Annotated in this window: 20 protein-coding genes; all 20 read right to left on the bottom strand. The window is 52.7% G+C overall.

Annotated elements, in window-relative coordinates:
* Positions 1-2 precede the first annotated feature (2 nt).
* A complete protein-coding gene (locus OGW44_RS12280) occupies positions 3-548 on the bottom strand; it encodes a phage neck terminator protein (RefSeq protein WP_286454124.1) in 546 nt (181 codons plus the stop codon).
* Positions 541-945 (bottom strand): head-tail adaptor, encoded by a 405-nt coding sequence (locus OGW44_RS12275; RefSeq protein ID WP_286454113.1) that lies wholly within the window; start codon positions 943-945, stop codon positions 541-543. The genes OGW44_RS12280 and OGW44_RS12275 overlap by 8 nt, the downstream gene beginning before the upstream one ends.
* Positions 945-1,454 carry a hypothetical protein gene (locus OGW44_RS12270; protein ID WP_286454112.1) on the bottom strand — a complete coding sequence of 170 codons (510 nt, stop codon included), beginning with the start codon at positions 1,452-1,454 and terminating at the stop codon, positions 945-947. The genes OGW44_RS12275 and OGW44_RS12270 overlap by 1 nt, the downstream gene beginning before the upstream one ends.
* Positions 1,451-1,861 (bottom strand): DUF4054 domain-containing protein, encoded by a 411-nt coding sequence (locus tag OGW44_RS12265; protein WP_172751153.1) that lies wholly within the window; start codon positions 1,859-1,861, stop codon positions 1,451-1,453. Before OGW44_RS12265 ends, OGW44_RS12270 begins: the two co-directional genes overlap by 4 nt.
* Positions 1,833-2,240: an STY1053 family phage-associated protein gene (locus OGW44_RS12260; protein ID WP_044702727.1), complete on the bottom strand. Its 408-nt coding sequence runs from the start codon at positions 2,238-2,240 to the stop codon at positions 1,833-1,835. The genes OGW44_RS12265 and OGW44_RS12260 overlap by 29 nt, the downstream gene beginning before the upstream one ends.
* A gap of 44 nt (positions 2,241-2,284) precedes the next feature.
* Complete coding sequence (locus OGW44_RS12255; protein ID WP_044702726.1) at positions 2,285-3,232, bottom strand: DUF2184 domain-containing protein; 948 nt, start codon at positions 3,230-3,232, stop codon at positions 2,285-2,287.
* Between the two features lie 11 nt (positions 3,233-3,243).
* Positions 3,244-3,747, bottom strand: coding sequence for a structural cement protein Gp24 (locus OGW44_RS12250; protein ID WP_044702725.1), 504 nt, complete (start codon positions 3,745-3,747; stop codon positions 3,244-3,246).
* Between the two features lie 11 nt (positions 3,748-3,758).
* Positions 3,759-5,024: a DUF2213 domain-containing protein gene (locus OGW44_RS12245; RefSeq protein ID WP_286454111.1), complete on the bottom strand. Its 1,266-nt coding sequence runs from the start codon at positions 5,022-5,024 to the stop codon at positions 3,759-3,761.
* Between the two features lie 261 nt (positions 5,025-5,285).
* Positions 5,286-5,819, bottom strand: coding sequence for a phage head morphogenesis protein (locus OGW44_RS12240; protein WP_131341831.1), 534 nt, complete (start codon positions 5,817-5,819; stop codon positions 5,286-5,288).
* A 76-nt stretch (positions 5,820-5,895) separates the two neighbouring features.
* Positions 5,896-7,359, bottom strand: a complete 1,464-nt coding sequence (locus OGW44_RS12235) for a DUF1073 domain-containing protein (protein WP_286454110.1) — start codon at positions 7,357-7,359, stop codon at positions 5,896-5,898.
* A gap of 1 nt (position 7,360) precedes the next feature.
* Positions 7,361-8,977, bottom strand: a complete 1,617-nt coding sequence (locus tag OGW44_RS12230) for a terminase large subunit (protein WP_060569219.1) — start codon at positions 8,975-8,977, stop codon at positions 7,361-7,363.
* A 198-nt stretch (positions 8,978-9,175) separates the two neighbouring features.
* Positions 9,176-9,778: a hypothetical protein gene (locus OGW44_RS12225; protein ID WP_286454109.1), complete on the bottom strand. Its 603-nt coding sequence runs from the start codon at positions 9,776-9,778 to the stop codon at positions 9,176-9,178.
* Between the two features lie 246 nt (positions 9,779-10,024).
* The gene (locus OGW44_RS12220) at positions 10,025-11,029 is read right to left on the bottom strand and encodes a tyrosine-type recombinase/integrase (RefSeq protein ID WP_286454108.1); all 1,005 of its coding nucleotides are present in this window, start codon (positions 11,027-11,029) and stop codon (positions 10,025-10,027) included.
* A gap of 88 nt (positions 11,030-11,117) precedes the next feature.
* On the bottom strand, positions 11,118-11,321 hold the full coding sequence (locus OGW44_RS12215) for a hypothetical protein (protein ID WP_114675962.1): 204 nt from the start codon (positions 11,319-11,321) through the stop codon (positions 11,118-11,120).
* Positions 11,322-11,385: 64 nt separating this feature from the next.
* A complete protein-coding gene (locus tag OGW44_RS12210) occupies positions 11,386-11,967 on the bottom strand; it encodes a hypothetical protein (RefSeq protein WP_286454106.1) in 582 nt (193 codons plus the stop codon).
* Positions 11,964-12,494 (bottom strand): lysozyme, encoded by a 531-nt coding sequence (locus OGW44_RS12205; RefSeq protein ID WP_265924127.1) that lies wholly within the window; start codon positions 12,492-12,494, stop codon positions 11,964-11,966. Before OGW44_RS12205 ends, OGW44_RS12210 begins: the two co-directional genes overlap by 4 nt.
* Positions 12,472-12,792 (bottom strand): phage holin family protein, encoded by a 321-nt coding sequence (locus tag OGW44_RS12200; RefSeq protein WP_286454105.1) that lies wholly within the window; start codon positions 12,790-12,792, stop codon positions 12,472-12,474. The genes OGW44_RS12205 and OGW44_RS12200 overlap by 23 nt, the downstream gene beginning before the upstream one ends.
* A gap of 43 nt (positions 12,793-12,835) precedes the next feature.
* Positions 12,836-13,450 carry a methyltransferase domain-containing protein gene (locus tag OGW44_RS12195; protein ID WP_286454104.1) on the bottom strand — a complete coding sequence of 205 codons (615 nt, stop codon included), beginning with the start codon at positions 13,448-13,450 and terminating at the stop codon, positions 12,836-12,838.
* A complete protein-coding gene (locus tag OGW44_RS12190; RefSeq protein ID WP_286454103.1) occupies positions 13,356-14,258 on the bottom strand; it encodes a hypothetical protein in 903 nt (300 codons plus the stop codon). Before OGW44_RS12190 ends, OGW44_RS12195 begins: the two co-directional genes overlap by 95 nt.
* Positions 14,259-14,290: 32 nt before the next feature.
* Positions 14,291-14,842: a motility associated factor glycosyltransferase family protein gene (locus OGW44_RS12185; RefSeq protein WP_286454102.1), complete on the bottom strand. Its 552-nt coding sequence runs from the start codon at positions 14,840-14,842 to the stop codon at positions 14,291-14,293.
* Positions 14,843-14,928: the final 86 nt, after the last annotated feature.

The raw sequence follows: 14,928 nt of genomic DNA, 5'->3' as shown, positions 1-14,928 counted from the left end.
ATTTAGCCTCCGAAAAATGAGACGGGCGCATCTTGCAGCGTCCGGACGTTGTAGGTACGAATGTTTTTGCGGGACAGCGTAATGGTGAGGTCGTAGCGCCTTACCCACTGGTTGTTAATGAGCTCTGGCAGGTTGTAAATAGTCCCGGTCTCCACCAGCGAAAGCCCCGAACGGTTCAGCTCGGCGTTGTTCTGCTCGACGAATATCCCCGCGCGGAAAGTTGATGCAGTGCTGGCTCCCTGAGGCCCATAAAAGCAGCAAATCACTGTGACCTGCTCCCATATCCATTGCTCGGACTGTTCTTCCGATACCTGAACATCGGACTGGCTTAACGGCTGCGGAACGGTAGTGATACCGAAACCGCACCACGTCACCCCGTTGTTGGGGATCTGCGGCTGCGGGTCTGTCCATCGGGGGAAAACCAGAGAGGCCGGCAGGCCAGAAACACCACGAATCCACCGGCTAATTTCACGCTCCAACGCCTCGTCATACTGGGGACCATCCCCGACAGGCGTCAGATACCCGCGCACTGTGCTGTCGTTACTCAACTGGCGTCCCTCCGTTAAAATCCACCAGCTCACAATGTGCCTGGACGAATCCGGCGCCGTAACTGGTGTACAGGTCGACGAACGTCACGCGATAGTCGCGTCCGTTATAGGTCACGATATCGGCATCAAGTCGCGGGGTGCTGTCTGTACCGGGCTGGCCCTGAGTTAATCTGAACTGCGTCACGATGAGGATCGCACCGCTGATGTTCTGGCCTGCCTCCATTCGCCTGGCTTCCAGAGAACGGTCAACCGTCACCACGCCAGAGAATGGGATATCCTGAACTGTGTTTTTCGCGAAATTGTCCTCATCCACCGTCTGAACCTGCCGATGACACACCAGACTGGTGTCCATGAAGTCGGGATCGAGAAGAACATCGCTCACATCGAGAAGAGGCATTATTTTTTCCTCACGACGTAGTTAATTGAACGCAACAGGTAACCGTGGGCATACAGCGGCTTGTCGCCGGGAATGCCCTCAGCCCGTCTGCGTTCGAGGGTTTTCTCAGAAAGAGGGTGCAATCGGTCGCCAGCACCGATAACAGCTTTTGCAGCATCACGGGCAATCTGTCCGGCGCTCTCCAGCTCACGCATTGCGGCTTCAGTCTGTCCCTCCAGCGCGGCGGTTGCCGCTGCTTTGAGGTGCGCAGTTGTTCGGGGTTTTGAGTCCTCGATCCCCATTTCCAGAAAAGGACGCGGGGGAAGCGTGACTGTCGTACCGTCGATTTCCACTGTTGCGCCCGTTGAGTGGAGGTAGCCCAGTTCCGCGTTATTAATCGGTGAGCCATCCTCACGCCCTGCCTTATCCTCAGGTATTCCCACCAGCACATCCATTCCGGATAACTGTCTGAGGGATTCTAGAACAGACACGGCATTATCAGAACGAACAGTTAACCCGCTTTTTTTCATAGCAGTTGCCTGCCACCAGCGCCGAACGCAGACCACCACCAGTAGAACTCGCGCCCGTAGGCGGTGCTATTCCAGAAACCGGCATCCGGATTGATTACCCCGGACACGTCATAGCTCACTGAAACCTTATCTACTGATTTAGAGGACACGACACCTGCCGCGCCGTTGCTGTTCACTCCACCTGCGGCAGCGGCGGCCAGCGTACGGCCGCGCAGCTCCGTATAGTGAGCTGTGAATAGTTCGGCCAGGTAGACGAACTGATCGCCCTGTACGTCCTGATTCAGGATTGTGTCTGCCTGCCCAAGATAGAAATTCACTGAGGGGTCAGGGTAGCGGGTGGTATCGGCGAACTCGGGAAAGTCGGTGCGGAACTGCTCGTTAGTTGGAAGCCTGCTGTTTTTTGGCATTTTTCGCGTCCCCACCGGTGGTATCGGCTTTGTCCGTGGCATCAGCATTACCGGCAGATGCCGCCTGAGCGGCCGCCAGCTGCGCTTTCAGATCCGTAATTTCATTACCCTGATCGGTGATGGTCTTTTCATGCGCCGCCAGCTGCGCTTTTAGGGTGTTATTTTCTTCTGCCAGGAGAACAAGGCTCGCGGTCAGGTCTTCAGTGCTCTGCTCGTTCGCCAGGTCGGACTCATCAATCGGGCGCGCATAAGCTTTAAAGGCCCAGTGGTCTTTGACTTCTTTCGGGAAAGATGAACTGTCGTGGATACCCTGAGACAGCTCGAATTTAGAACCGTCGGCAAAGCTGAGAGTAGCGCCACCGGAAACAACGTATTTCATGTTTTTGCTCCATAAAAAAGGCGGGTTTCCCCGCCTGTTTCAGGTTAAGACGCCGGAACGTCCAGGTAAGAGATCGTATTGGAATACGGGGTTTCCACCTGGCCCAGCTTGCCGTAGTAAGTGGTCAACTGCTGAAGGCCACGATACTCCAGCGGCGTGTTCAGCAGAGGAACCATCGGGAAGCGAACATATTTTTCGTCCTGGGTGTAAGCAACGATACGATGCGCGCCACCAGCGCCACGCTTGGAGGCCCACTTCATGGAGACGATTTCCAGTGGTGTACCATTTTCCTGGAACGCGATGGTGTTAATCTTCACGTATTCCAGCACGGAGATATTCCCCGCAGAGGAAACCTTTTTGCTCGCCAGCAGGCCGAACAGCTCCGGCGCCAGGCCTATTTTCGCCGGGCAGACCGCATAACCAGAACGAACCCAGCCATCAGACAGCACCAGGTTGATATCCTGAACAATGACATCAGGATCGGTGGTGGCGGTCCACGCTGCAGCTGCAGCAACCGGGGTAACATCCGGCAGGTTCAGCAGGCCACGAACGCCCAATTCGGTATCACCGATGTAAACCTGTTCGTCGGTATCCATTGCCCACTTCAGTTTCATGCCTTCATATTTCTGGACATCAACAGGACGGCCCAGTTTTTGCGCAGAGGCCAGCTCCAGCACCGTCCATCCGATTTCCTGTCCCCACGGGGTAAGGTTGTTACGGGTCGGCTGAATATCGAGTTCAATACCAGGAACGGCGGTGGATTTCTTACCAATCCAGTTTTTACCGTTAGGGTTCGGACCACCAACGCCGACAAAATCGGTGTTCGTGAAGGATGACACTTCATCAGCGATAGAAATATCGCTACGCAGTGGCATGTCGCGGGACCACTTAACGGAGGTCAGCGGCATGTTCAGCGTCTGATCCATGCGCTCCAGCTCTCCGACAAGAAACGCGCCGGTGGAGTCGATGGTCGCTCTGTCAACTGTAAACATTAATTATTCCCTCAGATGTTATAAGCGATTTCAATACGGCCGTCGGCTTCACCCGGCCCCATGACCTCTGCATTTGTCAGCTGAGGTGTATTTGATGCGGTGGAGTCTGGAGACAAAACAAAAGAGCCAACCGGGCTTTGAGTGGTGCCACCAGCCACGCGAACGTATACCGGATCGCCTTTCTTCGCAGTCGTCGCGTTGCCTGCAGTAGCAGTTACGCAGATGTAACCGCGTTTAAGGTTGTCGCCCACCTGATTAGCGGTCACGCCGATGTAAGCCAGGTCAAGCGCAGAAGTAATCGGGAACGGACGGACCAGAATCCCTTTCACTTTGCCGATAGTGTCGCCGGACTCCAGAGGAACGAATTTATCGTTCACGTATTTACCAGCCAGTCCGTAGGACGCGAACTGCTTCGAGTGGTCCAGGGTGACCGGCTCAATGGTGAGATCACGAGGACGGGTAACGCCCCCGGCAATGCCCAGGGGCATCCGCGTTAAATATGCAGTACCTGCCATGATGATTTACCTTATTTATTTTTTGCCCAGAAATCGGCGTTGAGCTTGTTCAGTTCTGCCGGGGAAAGGTGCTTTGTGCTGGTTGCCCGGTCGGTGGTGTGAGTACCGCTATTTAGCGGTGCAAGGTGGTTCTTCGCCTTATGCAGCGCTACAGCGGCAGTAAACACCGCGTCGACCGTAGCCTTTGGCGCTTTGTAGAAATCATCCACGCCGAACGATTTCAGGCTGTCACCGGTGCGCATTGCGTGATTCAGCACCTGACGTTTCAGGCTCTTATCGCCAGCAGGCTGGAAGCCAGGGCAGATAATTTCCGCATCGGCGATCAGGTTGCGCTTAAAGGCTGCGTCACCCGTCACTTTGCGGTTTTCTTCTTCGTCTTCGTCGGTGGTCATGTTGCCCGGGTCTGGATCGCCATCGGTGGTTTTACCCTCCAGCTTTTCCAGACGAACCAGCAATGCTTTCGCCCAGGCCGGAATTTCTTCATCGCCTGTTTTCTCTTTATCCGGATCGCCTTCGTCCGTGGTGGAGCGATTCGCCTCAGGGAGCGCGGTAGACTGCGCTGGAGCATTCATGTTGATAGTTACACCGGGGATTGAAGCCATGCCATCAGACGGCATATCCGGCGCTTCATCGATGAGTTTTGCCAGTGCATCCTCATCTTTCGTCTTAATGGCCTGAGCCAGTTTTTTAAGCCATGACATTACAGGCTTCTCCTTTGTTGTTGATGGGATGGAATCCCCGATTGCACAGCGGCCACCAGCACGCCCCCGGTCAATACCGACAGCGAGGTGGTTACCTGTGATTTGGTATTGCTTGCCCTTGCCGGGTGCCAGTTGCTTGTACTGCGCGTCATAGCCGCAACTGACATCGGTCAGGCCAGAATTCACCGCGTCGATTGCTTCCTGCCGTTTAATCAGCACGTCAGCAATGAGCAGATCCGATTTATCGCCGGTGCCGCGTCGGACGTTCTGAATATGTCCGTGCGCCAGCTCAGCAAAGTTAGATGGGTTAACGAATACGATGTTGCCCAGACTATCCTCTGGATGCCCCAGCGTGACGGCCACGCCCTCAAAGCTCGCCATCGTTTCCTGGGAAAACACCTCATCTTCCGTTCGCCAGACCGTCACTGTGCCGCTGGCGTCAGGCTCTAGGTCGATTTCTTCGGGTAAGTAGACCTGCGTTCCTGTACGTGCGATCGGTACGTCTTTACACAGCAGTGAGCCATCCGCCTGCAGATAACGCGTTTCTCCCAGGCGTGTAGTGAAGAAATATTTCATGGGTTACCTGCTCGATTACGGGCAACAAAAAGGCCGCTCAGTGGCGACCTTGTGAGATGGGAAAAATGTTCAAAATAACGGGCTATTTAACATAAGAGTTCTTACCCGCACCGACGAAAATAAACTCGATTAAAATGTCCCCTTAAAGCCGTAAAAGTAGCGATTAACTGGGCTGAAAATCGGCCTTTTCGAATACAACATTTTCATAACATTTAGCGGGTATTGCAGTTCGCATGAAATGATTGCTCAAAGCCGTATTTTTCATTTTCTCGGTGCAGGAATCTGTACTTCAGGCCAGCATTTGCAGTTCGGTAAACATCCGGCGTGTCCGGTCATACCGTCCAGCGTCGGCGGGTTATCCCAGCGCACAAATTTATCTTTCATCTTGCGGTGAGAATCGCGCGTGCCGGCCCCCTCGATACGCCACCAGTAGCCCTCTGAGCCAACCGAAAGGGCTCTGGCCTGCGTTAGCGCGCCGGTAGCTCGTCCAATCTCTGTACGGGCAATCAGCTGCGCCCTGCTGGCGGCCACGTCACCGGAGGCCATGATCATCTCGTAGAGCTCGTCCGGACGTTCACCCGTGATAACCGCCTGCATTGCGCGCTGTTGTATGTCCATCACACGATCGGCAGCTTCCAGAGGCAGGGATTTCATCAGTTGAATCTGTCGGTATACGATATCCTGCGCCACCTGCCCGACGGGGGTGTTACCCACCACATCGCGCAGACCGGCGCCAATTTCTTCAGATACCGATTTCCAATGATTCCATTCCTCCTGCTCGACCTGGGCAAACATTCTTCGCCCGACCTGCTCTGCCCAGTCGCTGATTACCTCGGAATAGTCCACTAGCGTTTTCGAAATGTTGGCAGCGCTAACCTGTGAACCATCGTAGGTACCACCGACGATCTGCCCTATCTGGTTTGCTATCGCCAACAGGCTTTTTCGATACTGGATCTCCGAACGGCGGCGGAGGGCTGGTTTCAGATTCATCCTCCGCCCACTGGGCCTTCGCATCTTCTATGTCCTTGTCAGTGATAGAACCACCAATGCCAATCACATCAGAAATGTTCCTGAGGTCGTTAAGTGCTGCTGCAGGCGTCATCCCGAGATCACGAACGGCGGTACCAAGTGCAGTAACCACATTGTTCGCCATCGTTGCGCGGTCCACGTCTGACATTTCCCAGAGCTTGTTAAACTCGAAAGTAAAATCGTCAGGCAGTGGTTCACCGAACAGAGAACGCCAGGAGATATCGAGCAGCCATCGGATATGGCGGCGTAAGCGTCTCTCCTGCAGCGAGTTAACCCGGCTGTAGTAGTTTTCCAGATCGCCGTCGCCAGTGTTGAAGCCTGCCGGTGACTGCCCGAACAGACGGACGAGAGGAATTCCCGTCGCGCCGGAAACCTGTTCAGCAAAGCGCAGAAGGACATCAGCGATACCCGCAAACGTATAGCTGTGGGTTTCGAACTTATCCTTACCATCCATGATGGTCATGCCTTCGATGGTCTGGAACTGACGTATCATGTCCAGGTGCTTCATCAGCGCCTTTTCAAGGTCGCCTCCGGTAGCAAGAATCTTGCGCAGGTCTTCAATGCTGTAAGTCCGCAAATGCGCTTTGTGGATCAGCTGGGTAGTGCCGACCGTCGCAGTATCAAACGCCTCGATACGCTCGAAAATACGCTCAACAACAGACATCCCCCAGCCGTTTTCCGTCTGGGCCTGCTGGAAAGGAAGCGTATCACCCTCCATGCGGATAACGCGGCTATGGTGGATCTTCCAGGGGGGAATCCCCTTCTGGTTCGTGATTACCTTGTAATATTTCGGTTTTCCAAAATCGGGACCGTAATCGGTAACGAGATCGTAATAACTCGGGTTAACCATCCAGCGGTCAAGGCTCATCACGCCCTTAAACTGCCCCTCTTTGATGCGATCCAGTTTCAGCGGGGAGGACATATCCTGCCCTTCAATCAGGACCACCAGCACTGCGCCACCGTACAATCGTGACCATTTGAGGTTATCGTTAAGCCCATCCCATATAGCGAGCTCATCCCAGAAGGTTTCGAGCTTGCCCTTCTGTCCGGGTTTCAGCTTTGAGCTGATGTTAATCCCCTTGCGGGTCATATCATCGGCCATCGCGTCCACACCGGCACCAACGAGGAACGATGAACGATACGCAAACTCCAGCATCACCCTGTTACGGCTGATGTACCCGGGCATGTACATTCCGCCCGTCTGTATGTTTCTGGTGTCGCTGCCAAGTTTGGCCGTGAAATTGTTGTACCCGTCAGCTGTCGCAACGGGCTTTTGTGCGCCGTTCTGGCGTTTCTTACGGGACATGTCACGCTCCGGCCAGTTTGGCCCAGTTATCAAGAGAGGAATCCATCGGCGCGTAGTTAATCATCACGGCGTCGGCGAGGTTCGGCGATTTTGTACCTTCCGGCTGTTTATCCACGAGGATTTTACCGACGGCGTTTTTCGACCACGTAGGCTGTGAAAGCTCCATCAGCAGGCGGTCAATATTTTCTATCTCGCTGCTTATAGAAATGATTTCGTCGGGGTTGTAGTCCATCCCGTTCAGCGCGCGGAAGGTGTTCCGAAACAGCTTGCGAAGATGCCACCAGCTCTGTGCTTTCGCGTTCGCGAAGAAATCTTTATTCAGGCGTGCCGCTTTACCGTTATCACCAGGAACGGCTTCATCTTCCGGATCGAATACGCTACCGCTACCACGGAAAGGCGTAGCTGTGATTGTTCCCCGGCCTTCAGCCTGCCTGAGCTCGTTTATCACGCGAGCATCGCCACGCGCACCAGCACCCAGACCGTCCTCATCGAAACGGAACTCATCCAGACCGTAATCGTCACAGTACCCAAACGATTTAACGACAGAGGCGTAGATGTCACTGCCAATGCCAGACCATTCGTGAACGTTCTGCAGAAGGAAGCCATAGCGGCAAGAAAAGCCGTTTTTGTCTTTCCCTTCGTCTGCGATATCCATTGCGCCGAGGCGCTGGCCGCTGGGCTGAATACCCAGTTTGATATGCGCGTCGACGGCAGCCTGTACCCATTCAGAAGGAATGAGAATCCCCTCTGTGGATGCGCTGTAGTTCAGGTCCAGTTCCTGAGCAACGATAATCGGATCATCAATTTTCAGACATTCGTTGCGGTACCATTCATCATCCTTGCGCGGGTCGCTGCGCCAGTGGAACGTAAACACCGGGATATTTCCGCTGTGGCGCTTACGTGCAAAGGGGTTATTCATACCGTTAACGGATGAGAGGTCTATACGGCAGCGGGTCGTCTGAGAGAGCGCAGCATCGATGATTAATGGCCGTTTGAGGAATGCCGACTCATCCACGAAATAAAGCGTGGTACGGTCACCACGGCCAATGTTATCGCCTGCCTCACCCTTAATGACCGCGCCCGTTTCCGGAAACTCCACGCGCATGTAAGGAGCATGCTTTTTGTCATTCCATGAACCGCGAAACTCAACCGGCAGCAACTCGACAAACTTACGCGCTTTCCAGAACAGTGCTTTCGGGTCGCCGGTACTGTCGACATATTCCTCTTTACGGGAACCAAACCCGATCACCATTTCTTTATTGAACAGGCAAAGCGAACAGGCCAGACCGATAGAGGTCCAGCTCAGCCCCATTTCGCGGCTTTTTTCTGTCAGTCCATGCTCAAGACTGGCGCGCCTGTCCATGATCCAGTGAATCCATTCCTCCTGGCGGGGGAACAGCAAAAACGGGATGGTGGCAGGCAGGCCATAATCGAGGTTACGCGGGTCCGTCGTCATGCCCCAGTCGATGATGAACTGGGCCGGGTTAGTGCGGTAAAACTCACGGAGTGCCGGAAGCATTTCAGGCGCTTTCCTGATCCGCTCCAGCCTCTCCATTCTCCACTCAAACACGGCGGTATAGTCCGGTTTGCGGAAGTCAAAGGGGAACGGGATCGGCACAGAAAAATTCCTCAAAAACGCCCCGATTTAACATAATGGTCGTTACCCGCACTGGCGCAACAGCACCCATCACGCAAACGGCGCGAAGCCTCTGTTTTGAACAGAAAAGTGGTCAAATCGGGATGAATAAAACGTGCATAAAACGGGTCAAAAAGTGCATAGCATTTTTTCGGTTCGAAACGCCTGTTTTTGCATTTTTCAGCCCAGGTATTTTTTGTAGATATCTGCAGCTTCCTGCGGGGTCAGATTCGCCGCGTCGGCTTTGGCTGCCTCGTCCATATTGGTGAACGATTCGAAAATTTTCGGTGCTCCCAGCTCCATAAGCAAAGTGGTCGGAACCTTTATCCCCTCAGCCTCAAGTAGCTGCGCCGCCTGCAGCGCGGAGTATTTACCGTCGACCTTATGTTTCATCACTTCACGAAGCACATCACGCTGACGGTCTTCTTCCCCATAAACGCTGCGACCGAGTCCAAGGGCTTTGGCAAACACCGCAACATCATTGTGTGTTGGCAAGACATCCTCGACCGTTGTTTTCAGGCCATCGGGGGATTTAGTGACAGTCTTTCGCTTACGAACGTCCAGGTTTTTACCTGCAACATTGTTAATCCTTTCCATCAGAACTTCGCGAGCCTCGGTAAAGGCACGGTTAAAGTCGGCATGTTCCTTACGCCAGTTGCGGATAGTAGCCTCGTCAATTTCCAGCCGCTGGGCAACCATGCGGTTTGAGATCTTGTTACGGGCTAAGGCCATGTCAAGAACGATACCGACGTAGGCCTTCTTAAAGCTATTTTTTCGGGCCATACGCTTACCTGAAATCGGGTGCTGTTTATATTTTGTTCAAAATCATTTTTCCGCATTTTGCGTGCGGAATAATTCTGAGAAAAAATCCACTCCGGGGCTGCAAGCCTGCTGGGTTTGAGTGCGGAATTAAAATGTCGAAAAAATGCGGAGTTATCTGTTTTTCGCCAAAACTGCGATTTAATGCCCGGAGGCCGCGCAGAATGGGGAGATAGTGGATCGCCCTAATATTTCCACTATGTGGATAACTCAATCCAAATCCATCTCTACCACCTCACCGAAAAGGTGACCGTAAACGTCCATCGTAGTTTTGATGTTCGAATGCCCAATAAGTCGGGAAACCTTCAGAATATCGACACCTTTATTTGCCAGGCGAGATACAGCAAAGTGGCGAAGATGATGGAATCGCTTAATGCCATAGTCGTTCAGGGTTCTGACGAGAACCCCCTGAGTGCCATAGCTGGTAGCGAGGCATGCGCCGGTAAACTGATTGCAGATAAGAGGCTCAGAGGAACCCAGCTTACTTTTATCCAGCAACGCGAAAAGCTCACGCGGCATCCGTACCCGGCGCTCCACACCTCTTTTCAGCCCCTCATGTATCACGCCGTCAACAACATGCCCCCGGATGTCGATCCAGTCGGCTGAAACGTCGTTATATGTAACCGCCAGAGCCTCACCGATGCGCAGGCCACAAATCCCGAGCCAGCATGCGATACGCTCACGAACTGGCGCGTTATTCAGTAGCTCTCTGACCGATGATGATGGCGGTATGGTGATGGGTCGACGCTTCCGGCGCGCGGGACGGTCAACAGGGTTAAAAGTGATGAGCCGTTTTTCCACCAGCAGGAAGAAAGCCGAACGAATCCAGCGATGGCAGCCGGTGCGAACCGAATCAACGATATCCCGATGGCTGATATGAAGAATATTTTTTTCCAGTATCGGCCCGTCTACAGCGAGAAGATCGTGACGGCATTTCGTATAAGACGACAGCCGTATGATATTTTTTTCCAGCTTGCCGGCCTGATAGCCCAGATAAAACAGAATTAACTTCCGGAAAGTCCAGGAATGGTCTATTCCGGTCCAGCTAGCAGTTCGACAATCCAGCTCAATATTCTGTTTTTGCCAGAAAAGATGTGCAGCATCATCAATATTCTTAAAAATGCGACGGCGTCCATGACCAGATTTTTCATCCTTCCAGTGGACGTAATATTTTGATTGTCCATTGGCATCAGTGGATTCTTTTATAGAAGCCATACTGAACAATCCTCTGATTTGAGCTATGTCATTACGATGGGGCTGCCCATTGTAATGACGATAAAAAACCGCCCGTAGGCGGTTGTTTTCATTTATTTTTCATAGCATTTTCAATAGCATCTGCTAGAGACTCAATATTTGCCACAGCAAACTTGATATCCTTTTCTAGCTTATCTCTGCCAGTATAGCTGGAAGATGCCGAAACTGAGGCCTTGATGACTTCTAACGCTGCCTTCACAATTTCACCACGGTTTCGCTCTTCTTTTGTAGAGTAAGCGTAATTTTCAAACATGTTTAACCTCCATATAAACCATGCGTATCATGGTATTTTTAATATTGGTGATTAATTTTAAATTTCAATGTGATGAGTCACTTAAATTCTCAAATTCAGTTGTTTTTCTGTAACGTTCAATCTCCCGAATCCCCGCTAACTGGTTATTCGCTTTTTCGATGGCGGCCAGTAGCGGCTTGATCCAGAGAACAGCCTGGCAATACGTCAGCGAGCTGGTGGAAGTGGCGCCATCACTGGCTGCGTCAGCGTCCCCGGAATCGGTGTGCATTGCGCTGGCACGTAAACTGTTCGCGTAGCTGAGCAGCCCACCAGCGACATCAGCAGGAACAGGCAGATCGCAGGTTTTTTCACGGCGTAGAATCTCCCGGTATTCGATAACAGTGTTATCGGAGCTGGCATCAATCAGTGAATTTAGTCGACTGGCGTTTTCGGCTACCTGGTTAAACCGGTTGAAGTTGAAAGCCTGAGCAGCGATAACCGTCCCCTGCAGGATGTTGTCACTTCGCAGAACGTCATTATCACTCTTCAGCGTAGCAACGTCAGAGCGGCTGTTTGCCAGCAGGATGCACAACACCGCAATAACAATCACCACGGCAACCAGCGCTATTGAACGCCGTGCAGCTTTGATATCGTCAAAGGTGATCATTTCAGACCATCCAGGCAGAGCGCTTCTTCTTTACCTGCGCGAGTAACCAGACCAGGCAGAACCCGACCGCCACCATAAACCCAGCGAGGAAATTGGTAGCACGCTGCCTTCAGGTCACCTTTTCGGAATAGGGAGAACATTGTCGAGCTCCTCATATTTCCGCACCCGGCACGAAATGTGACCGATACAGCCGCACTGAAAGTATCATCAGAAAGATTTCTGCCGTTGGCGTACCGGTTAACGCAGGATTCAGCATCGAGAATATTTTTTTCCCACTCAGCCGCGATTTGCTGGTCGTTCTTGATAGTGCCGGGCTTAACACCGTGCGTGTTACCCATGCCATCGGTAAGCACGCCAGCGGGACAGACATAAGGATCACGACGGCAGGATTCCGCATTACCTATGAGCTCAAGACCTCGCTCGTTAGTGCGAACGTGACCGGCGTTAATTACGATTGCGATAATCGTAGCCACGGAACAGACCACGCCTGCAGCCCCACTTTTCTTACTCAGTTTCAACTGTGCCACTGGAAATTCTCCGCATAGCCTCCATTACCACCTCGGCGGCAGCCGGACGATCGGAGTGTGGTTTTTTACCTACGTCAGATAAGTAGTTCGCCAGCAATTGGGTTCTTTTCTTTTCCTCTGCCATCCGTTCACGTTCTTCTTTACGCTTTGCGTAGTAGGTTTTTATCGTGAAAAACGCCGATACGAGGGCACCGATAATGAATACGTAATCCTGTAGGCTGAGCAAAGAGAACACCCCTAAAGCAGCCGACCACCAATACGGTAGGTCGTGTCCATTTGTTGGGTTCATACGTTGCATTCCACACCTCCGGGTTCGGGGTGCTGTGTGATGAAATGAAAAATTAAATTCGATGGAAAGCGTACGAAACGACGCCTTTACGCCCTAACTGGCATTCGATTGTGTTTTGCTCTGCGCAGGTGAAGCCCTGCTCTGCAAACCAGCGCCTGATACCTTCATCAGTGAAATACCAGATGTGCTCGTTCTTTCTGAAATGATGGGAGCGGAGAATGTCTCCGGCATCAGTGAAAATTGGGATCGACACGAACACGTATTCACTGGCCTGCTTTACCGCCAGATCCGGCTCGTCGATATGCTCCAGTACATCCCACATCGTCAGAGCCCGCCACTTATTGGCGTAGAGGTCAGCGAATGCGCCCCGCTCGTTCAGCCAGGCAATACCAGCCTGATTAACGTCATACCCAAGCGTTCCCGGTCGGGTAGAGACGAACTGACCAGCACCAATACCAACGTCGAGAACAGGGCCGTGAAAATGGCGCTCCACCAGATCAATACGGGATTGCGTTAAAGCTCTGCCCGTTTCAGTGTCGGCCAACTGCTGATACTTCGCGAAATACTGCTCGTCATACGGGCGTGATGCCGGAACGGGGTAATGTCCGATCCCCAGCTCCGGTAAAAATACCAGCCCGCTTTCCAGTTCCTGATAAAACGACTTCATGGAGCCAGGCCTCGAATTTATCGGAGAAATTTGAAATCCGCTTGTCGCAGTGGTGATTCCATGCTTCACAGCGGCAGTAATTATCGGGAATTGCCCAACCAACCCGGGAAAGGTCCATCGCCGGATCAGTTACGATTTCCGGTGCATTGTGGCCGCCTCTCCCACCAGCGACGACGTACACCGGCGTTTTATAGGCAATAGCAGCAGGAAGCGCCCAGCCCACTGGCGTAACCACTACGGCGGCATGCTCAATCAGGCGCATCAGCGATTTGAAGTTGAGCTGACCGGAGTGCATGCGCAGATTCGCTTCGGGAAATTCTCCAACGGCCCACTCCTCCCCCTCCTGCAGGTCCGCCACACTGATTACGCAAAAATGCTTTCTCAGTAACCTGGAAGCCTGCAGCAGGTAATCCGGATCAGGATTACGGGAATCACTGCGCCATTCACTGCGAACAGTTGCCGGGCGAATTACCGCGATCGGCTTTTCAGACGTAAATTCAGCGGGTCCGTAAGACGGCAAATCAAGTTCCGACGGCTCAGTGCCAAATTGCTGGCGCATCGCGTCAAATATTGAACCGCGACGAAGATGATCCGGGCCGTAGAAAATCCGCTTTGTCTGGCGCATATCTGGCGGCAGGTGAAAAGCGGCCTGCGTCCGGAACTCGTTTTTGCGCTGCGTCCGGAGCGTTGTAAAGCTGCGGACGGGCAGAACAGGCAAATCTTCATACAGTTCAGGCCAGGCGGTCTTGATATAACTACCGGCAGGTAACTGTTTAACGAAAGCACGCTGGTAGATGTTGTCACCCATGCCCAGCATGCCATCAATGAACAGAGGAACGTTTAGCATGCTACCTCGCGTAAAGCCTCATTGAGGCTAAGACGCCGGAAGCACTTAAGCGCTGTCTGGCGGCTACTGTTGATGATATTGACCTTTCCGGTCAGTGCTCTGGCGGTATTGGCAAACTCCCCACGCCATCGGGTAACACTCTCTGCTGTGGGGTTATCAAGACCGATATGATCGCCATGCCAGTGACTGCCCCCAGTAATGGAGCAGTCAAAACCTAAAAGAATGATGTTTTTCGCACCCTGGCTGACCGCAAACAGAATAGAGCGCTGCCCGGAGTTGAATGCCCACCGGGTATCTGTATCAAACAGATTTAGCCCATAGCGTTTATGAGCCCGGTAATTACAGGTCCAGCGAGAGGCGGAGGACGGCAGAACATCGATGTTTGCATCCCACCAGCGCAGATCACCCGCGTAAATGTATTCACAATCAGGTACGGCTTGCCAGGAGGAGTTAATAGCAATCACCGGCAGCCCCGATCCGGTGATTAGTTCGCAATCTGGTTTATTGAGGGATGGGCCTGATGCACAAATGATGAATGTATTCATTCGCGGCGACCAAATTTAGGCATAAAAAAACCCGCTCGGAGGCGGGTTTGATTTCGTGCAGGCGCAATAACCTACGATTTGAAGCA

The sequence above is a fragment of the Citrobacter sp. Cb023 genome (genome assembly GCF_030336805.1).
Taxonomy (GTDB): Bacteria; Pseudomonadota; Gammaproteobacteria; order Enterobacterales; family Enterobacteriaceae; genus Citrobacter; species Citrobacter braakii.
Note: the sequence above shows the minus strand (reverse complement) of the source record. Positions and strands in the feature narration are given on the sequence as shown.

What these genes read in the sequence shown, in the direction of transcription:
- OGW44_RS12275 (WP_286454113.1), bottom strand. Translation starts at nt 945, where the DNA reads ATGCCTCTTCTCGATGTGAGCGATGTTCTTCTCGATCCCGACTTCATG.
- OGW44_RS12270 (WP_286454112.1), bottom strand. Translation starts at nt 1,454, where the DNA reads ATGAAAAAAAGCGGGTTAACTGTTCGTTCTGATAATGCCGTGTCTGTT.
- OGW44_RS12265 (WP_172751153.1), bottom strand. Translation starts at nt 1,861, where the DNA reads ATGCCAAAAAACAGCAGGCTTCCAACTAACGAGCAGTTCCGCACCGAC.
- OGW44_RS12260 (WP_044702727.1), bottom strand. Translation starts at nt 2,240, where the DNA reads ATGAAATACGTTGTTTCCGGTGGCGCTACTCTCAGCTTTGCCGACGGT.
- OGW44_RS12255 (WP_044702726.1), bottom strand. Translation starts at nt 3,232, where the DNA reads ATGTTTACAGTTGACAGAGCGACCATCGACTCCACCGGCGCGTTTCTT.
- OGW44_RS12250 (WP_044702725.1), bottom strand. Translation starts at nt 3,747, where the DNA reads ATGGCAGGTACTGCATATTTAACGCGGATGCCCCTGGGCATTGCCGGG.
- OGW44_RS12245 (WP_286454111.1), bottom strand. Translation starts at nt 5,024, where the DNA reads ATGAAATATTTCTTCACTACACGCCTGGGAGAAACGCGTTATCTGCAG.
- OGW44_RS12240 (WP_131341831.1), bottom strand. Translation starts at nt 5,819, where the DNA reads ATGTTTGCCCAGGTCGAGCAGGAGGAATGGAATCATTGGAAATCGGTA.
- OGW44_RS12235 (WP_286454110.1), bottom strand. Translation starts at nt 7,359, where the DNA reads ATGTCCCGTAAGAAACGCCAGAACGGCGCACAAAAGCCCGTTGCGACA.
- OGW44_RS12225 (WP_286454109.1), bottom strand. Translation starts at nt 9,778, where the DNA reads ATGGCCCGAAAAAATAGCTTTAAGAAGGCCTACGTCGGTATCGTTCTT.
- OGW44_RS12220 (WP_286454108.1), bottom strand. Translation starts at nt 11,029, where the DNA reads ATGGCTTCTATAAAAGAATCCACTGATGCCAATGGACAATCAAAATAT.
- OGW44_RS12215 (WP_114675962.1), bottom strand. Translation starts at nt 11,321, where the DNA reads ATGTTTGAAAATTACGCTTACTCTACAAAAGAAGAGCGAAACCGTGGT.
- OGW44_RS12210 (WP_286454106.1), bottom strand. Translation starts at nt 11,967, where the DNA reads ATGATCACCTTTGACGATATCAAAGCTGCACGGCGTTCAATAGCGCTG.
- OGW44_RS12200 (WP_286454105.1), bottom strand. Translation starts at nt 12,792, where the DNA reads ATGCAACGTATGAACCCAACAAATGGACACGACCTACCGTATTGGTGG.
- OGW44_RS12195 (WP_286454104.1), bottom strand. Translation starts at nt 13,450, where the DNA reads ATGAAGTCGTTTTATCAGGAACTGGAAAGCGGGCTGGTATTTTTACCG.
- OGW44_RS12190 (WP_286454103.1), bottom strand. Translation starts at nt 14,258, where the DNA reads ATGGGTGACAACATCTACCAGCGTGCTTTCGTTAAACAGTTACCTGCC.
- OGW44_RS12185 (WP_286454102.1), bottom strand. Translation starts at nt 14,842, where the DNA reads ATGAATACATTCATCATTTGTGCATCAGGCCCATCCCTCAATAAACCA.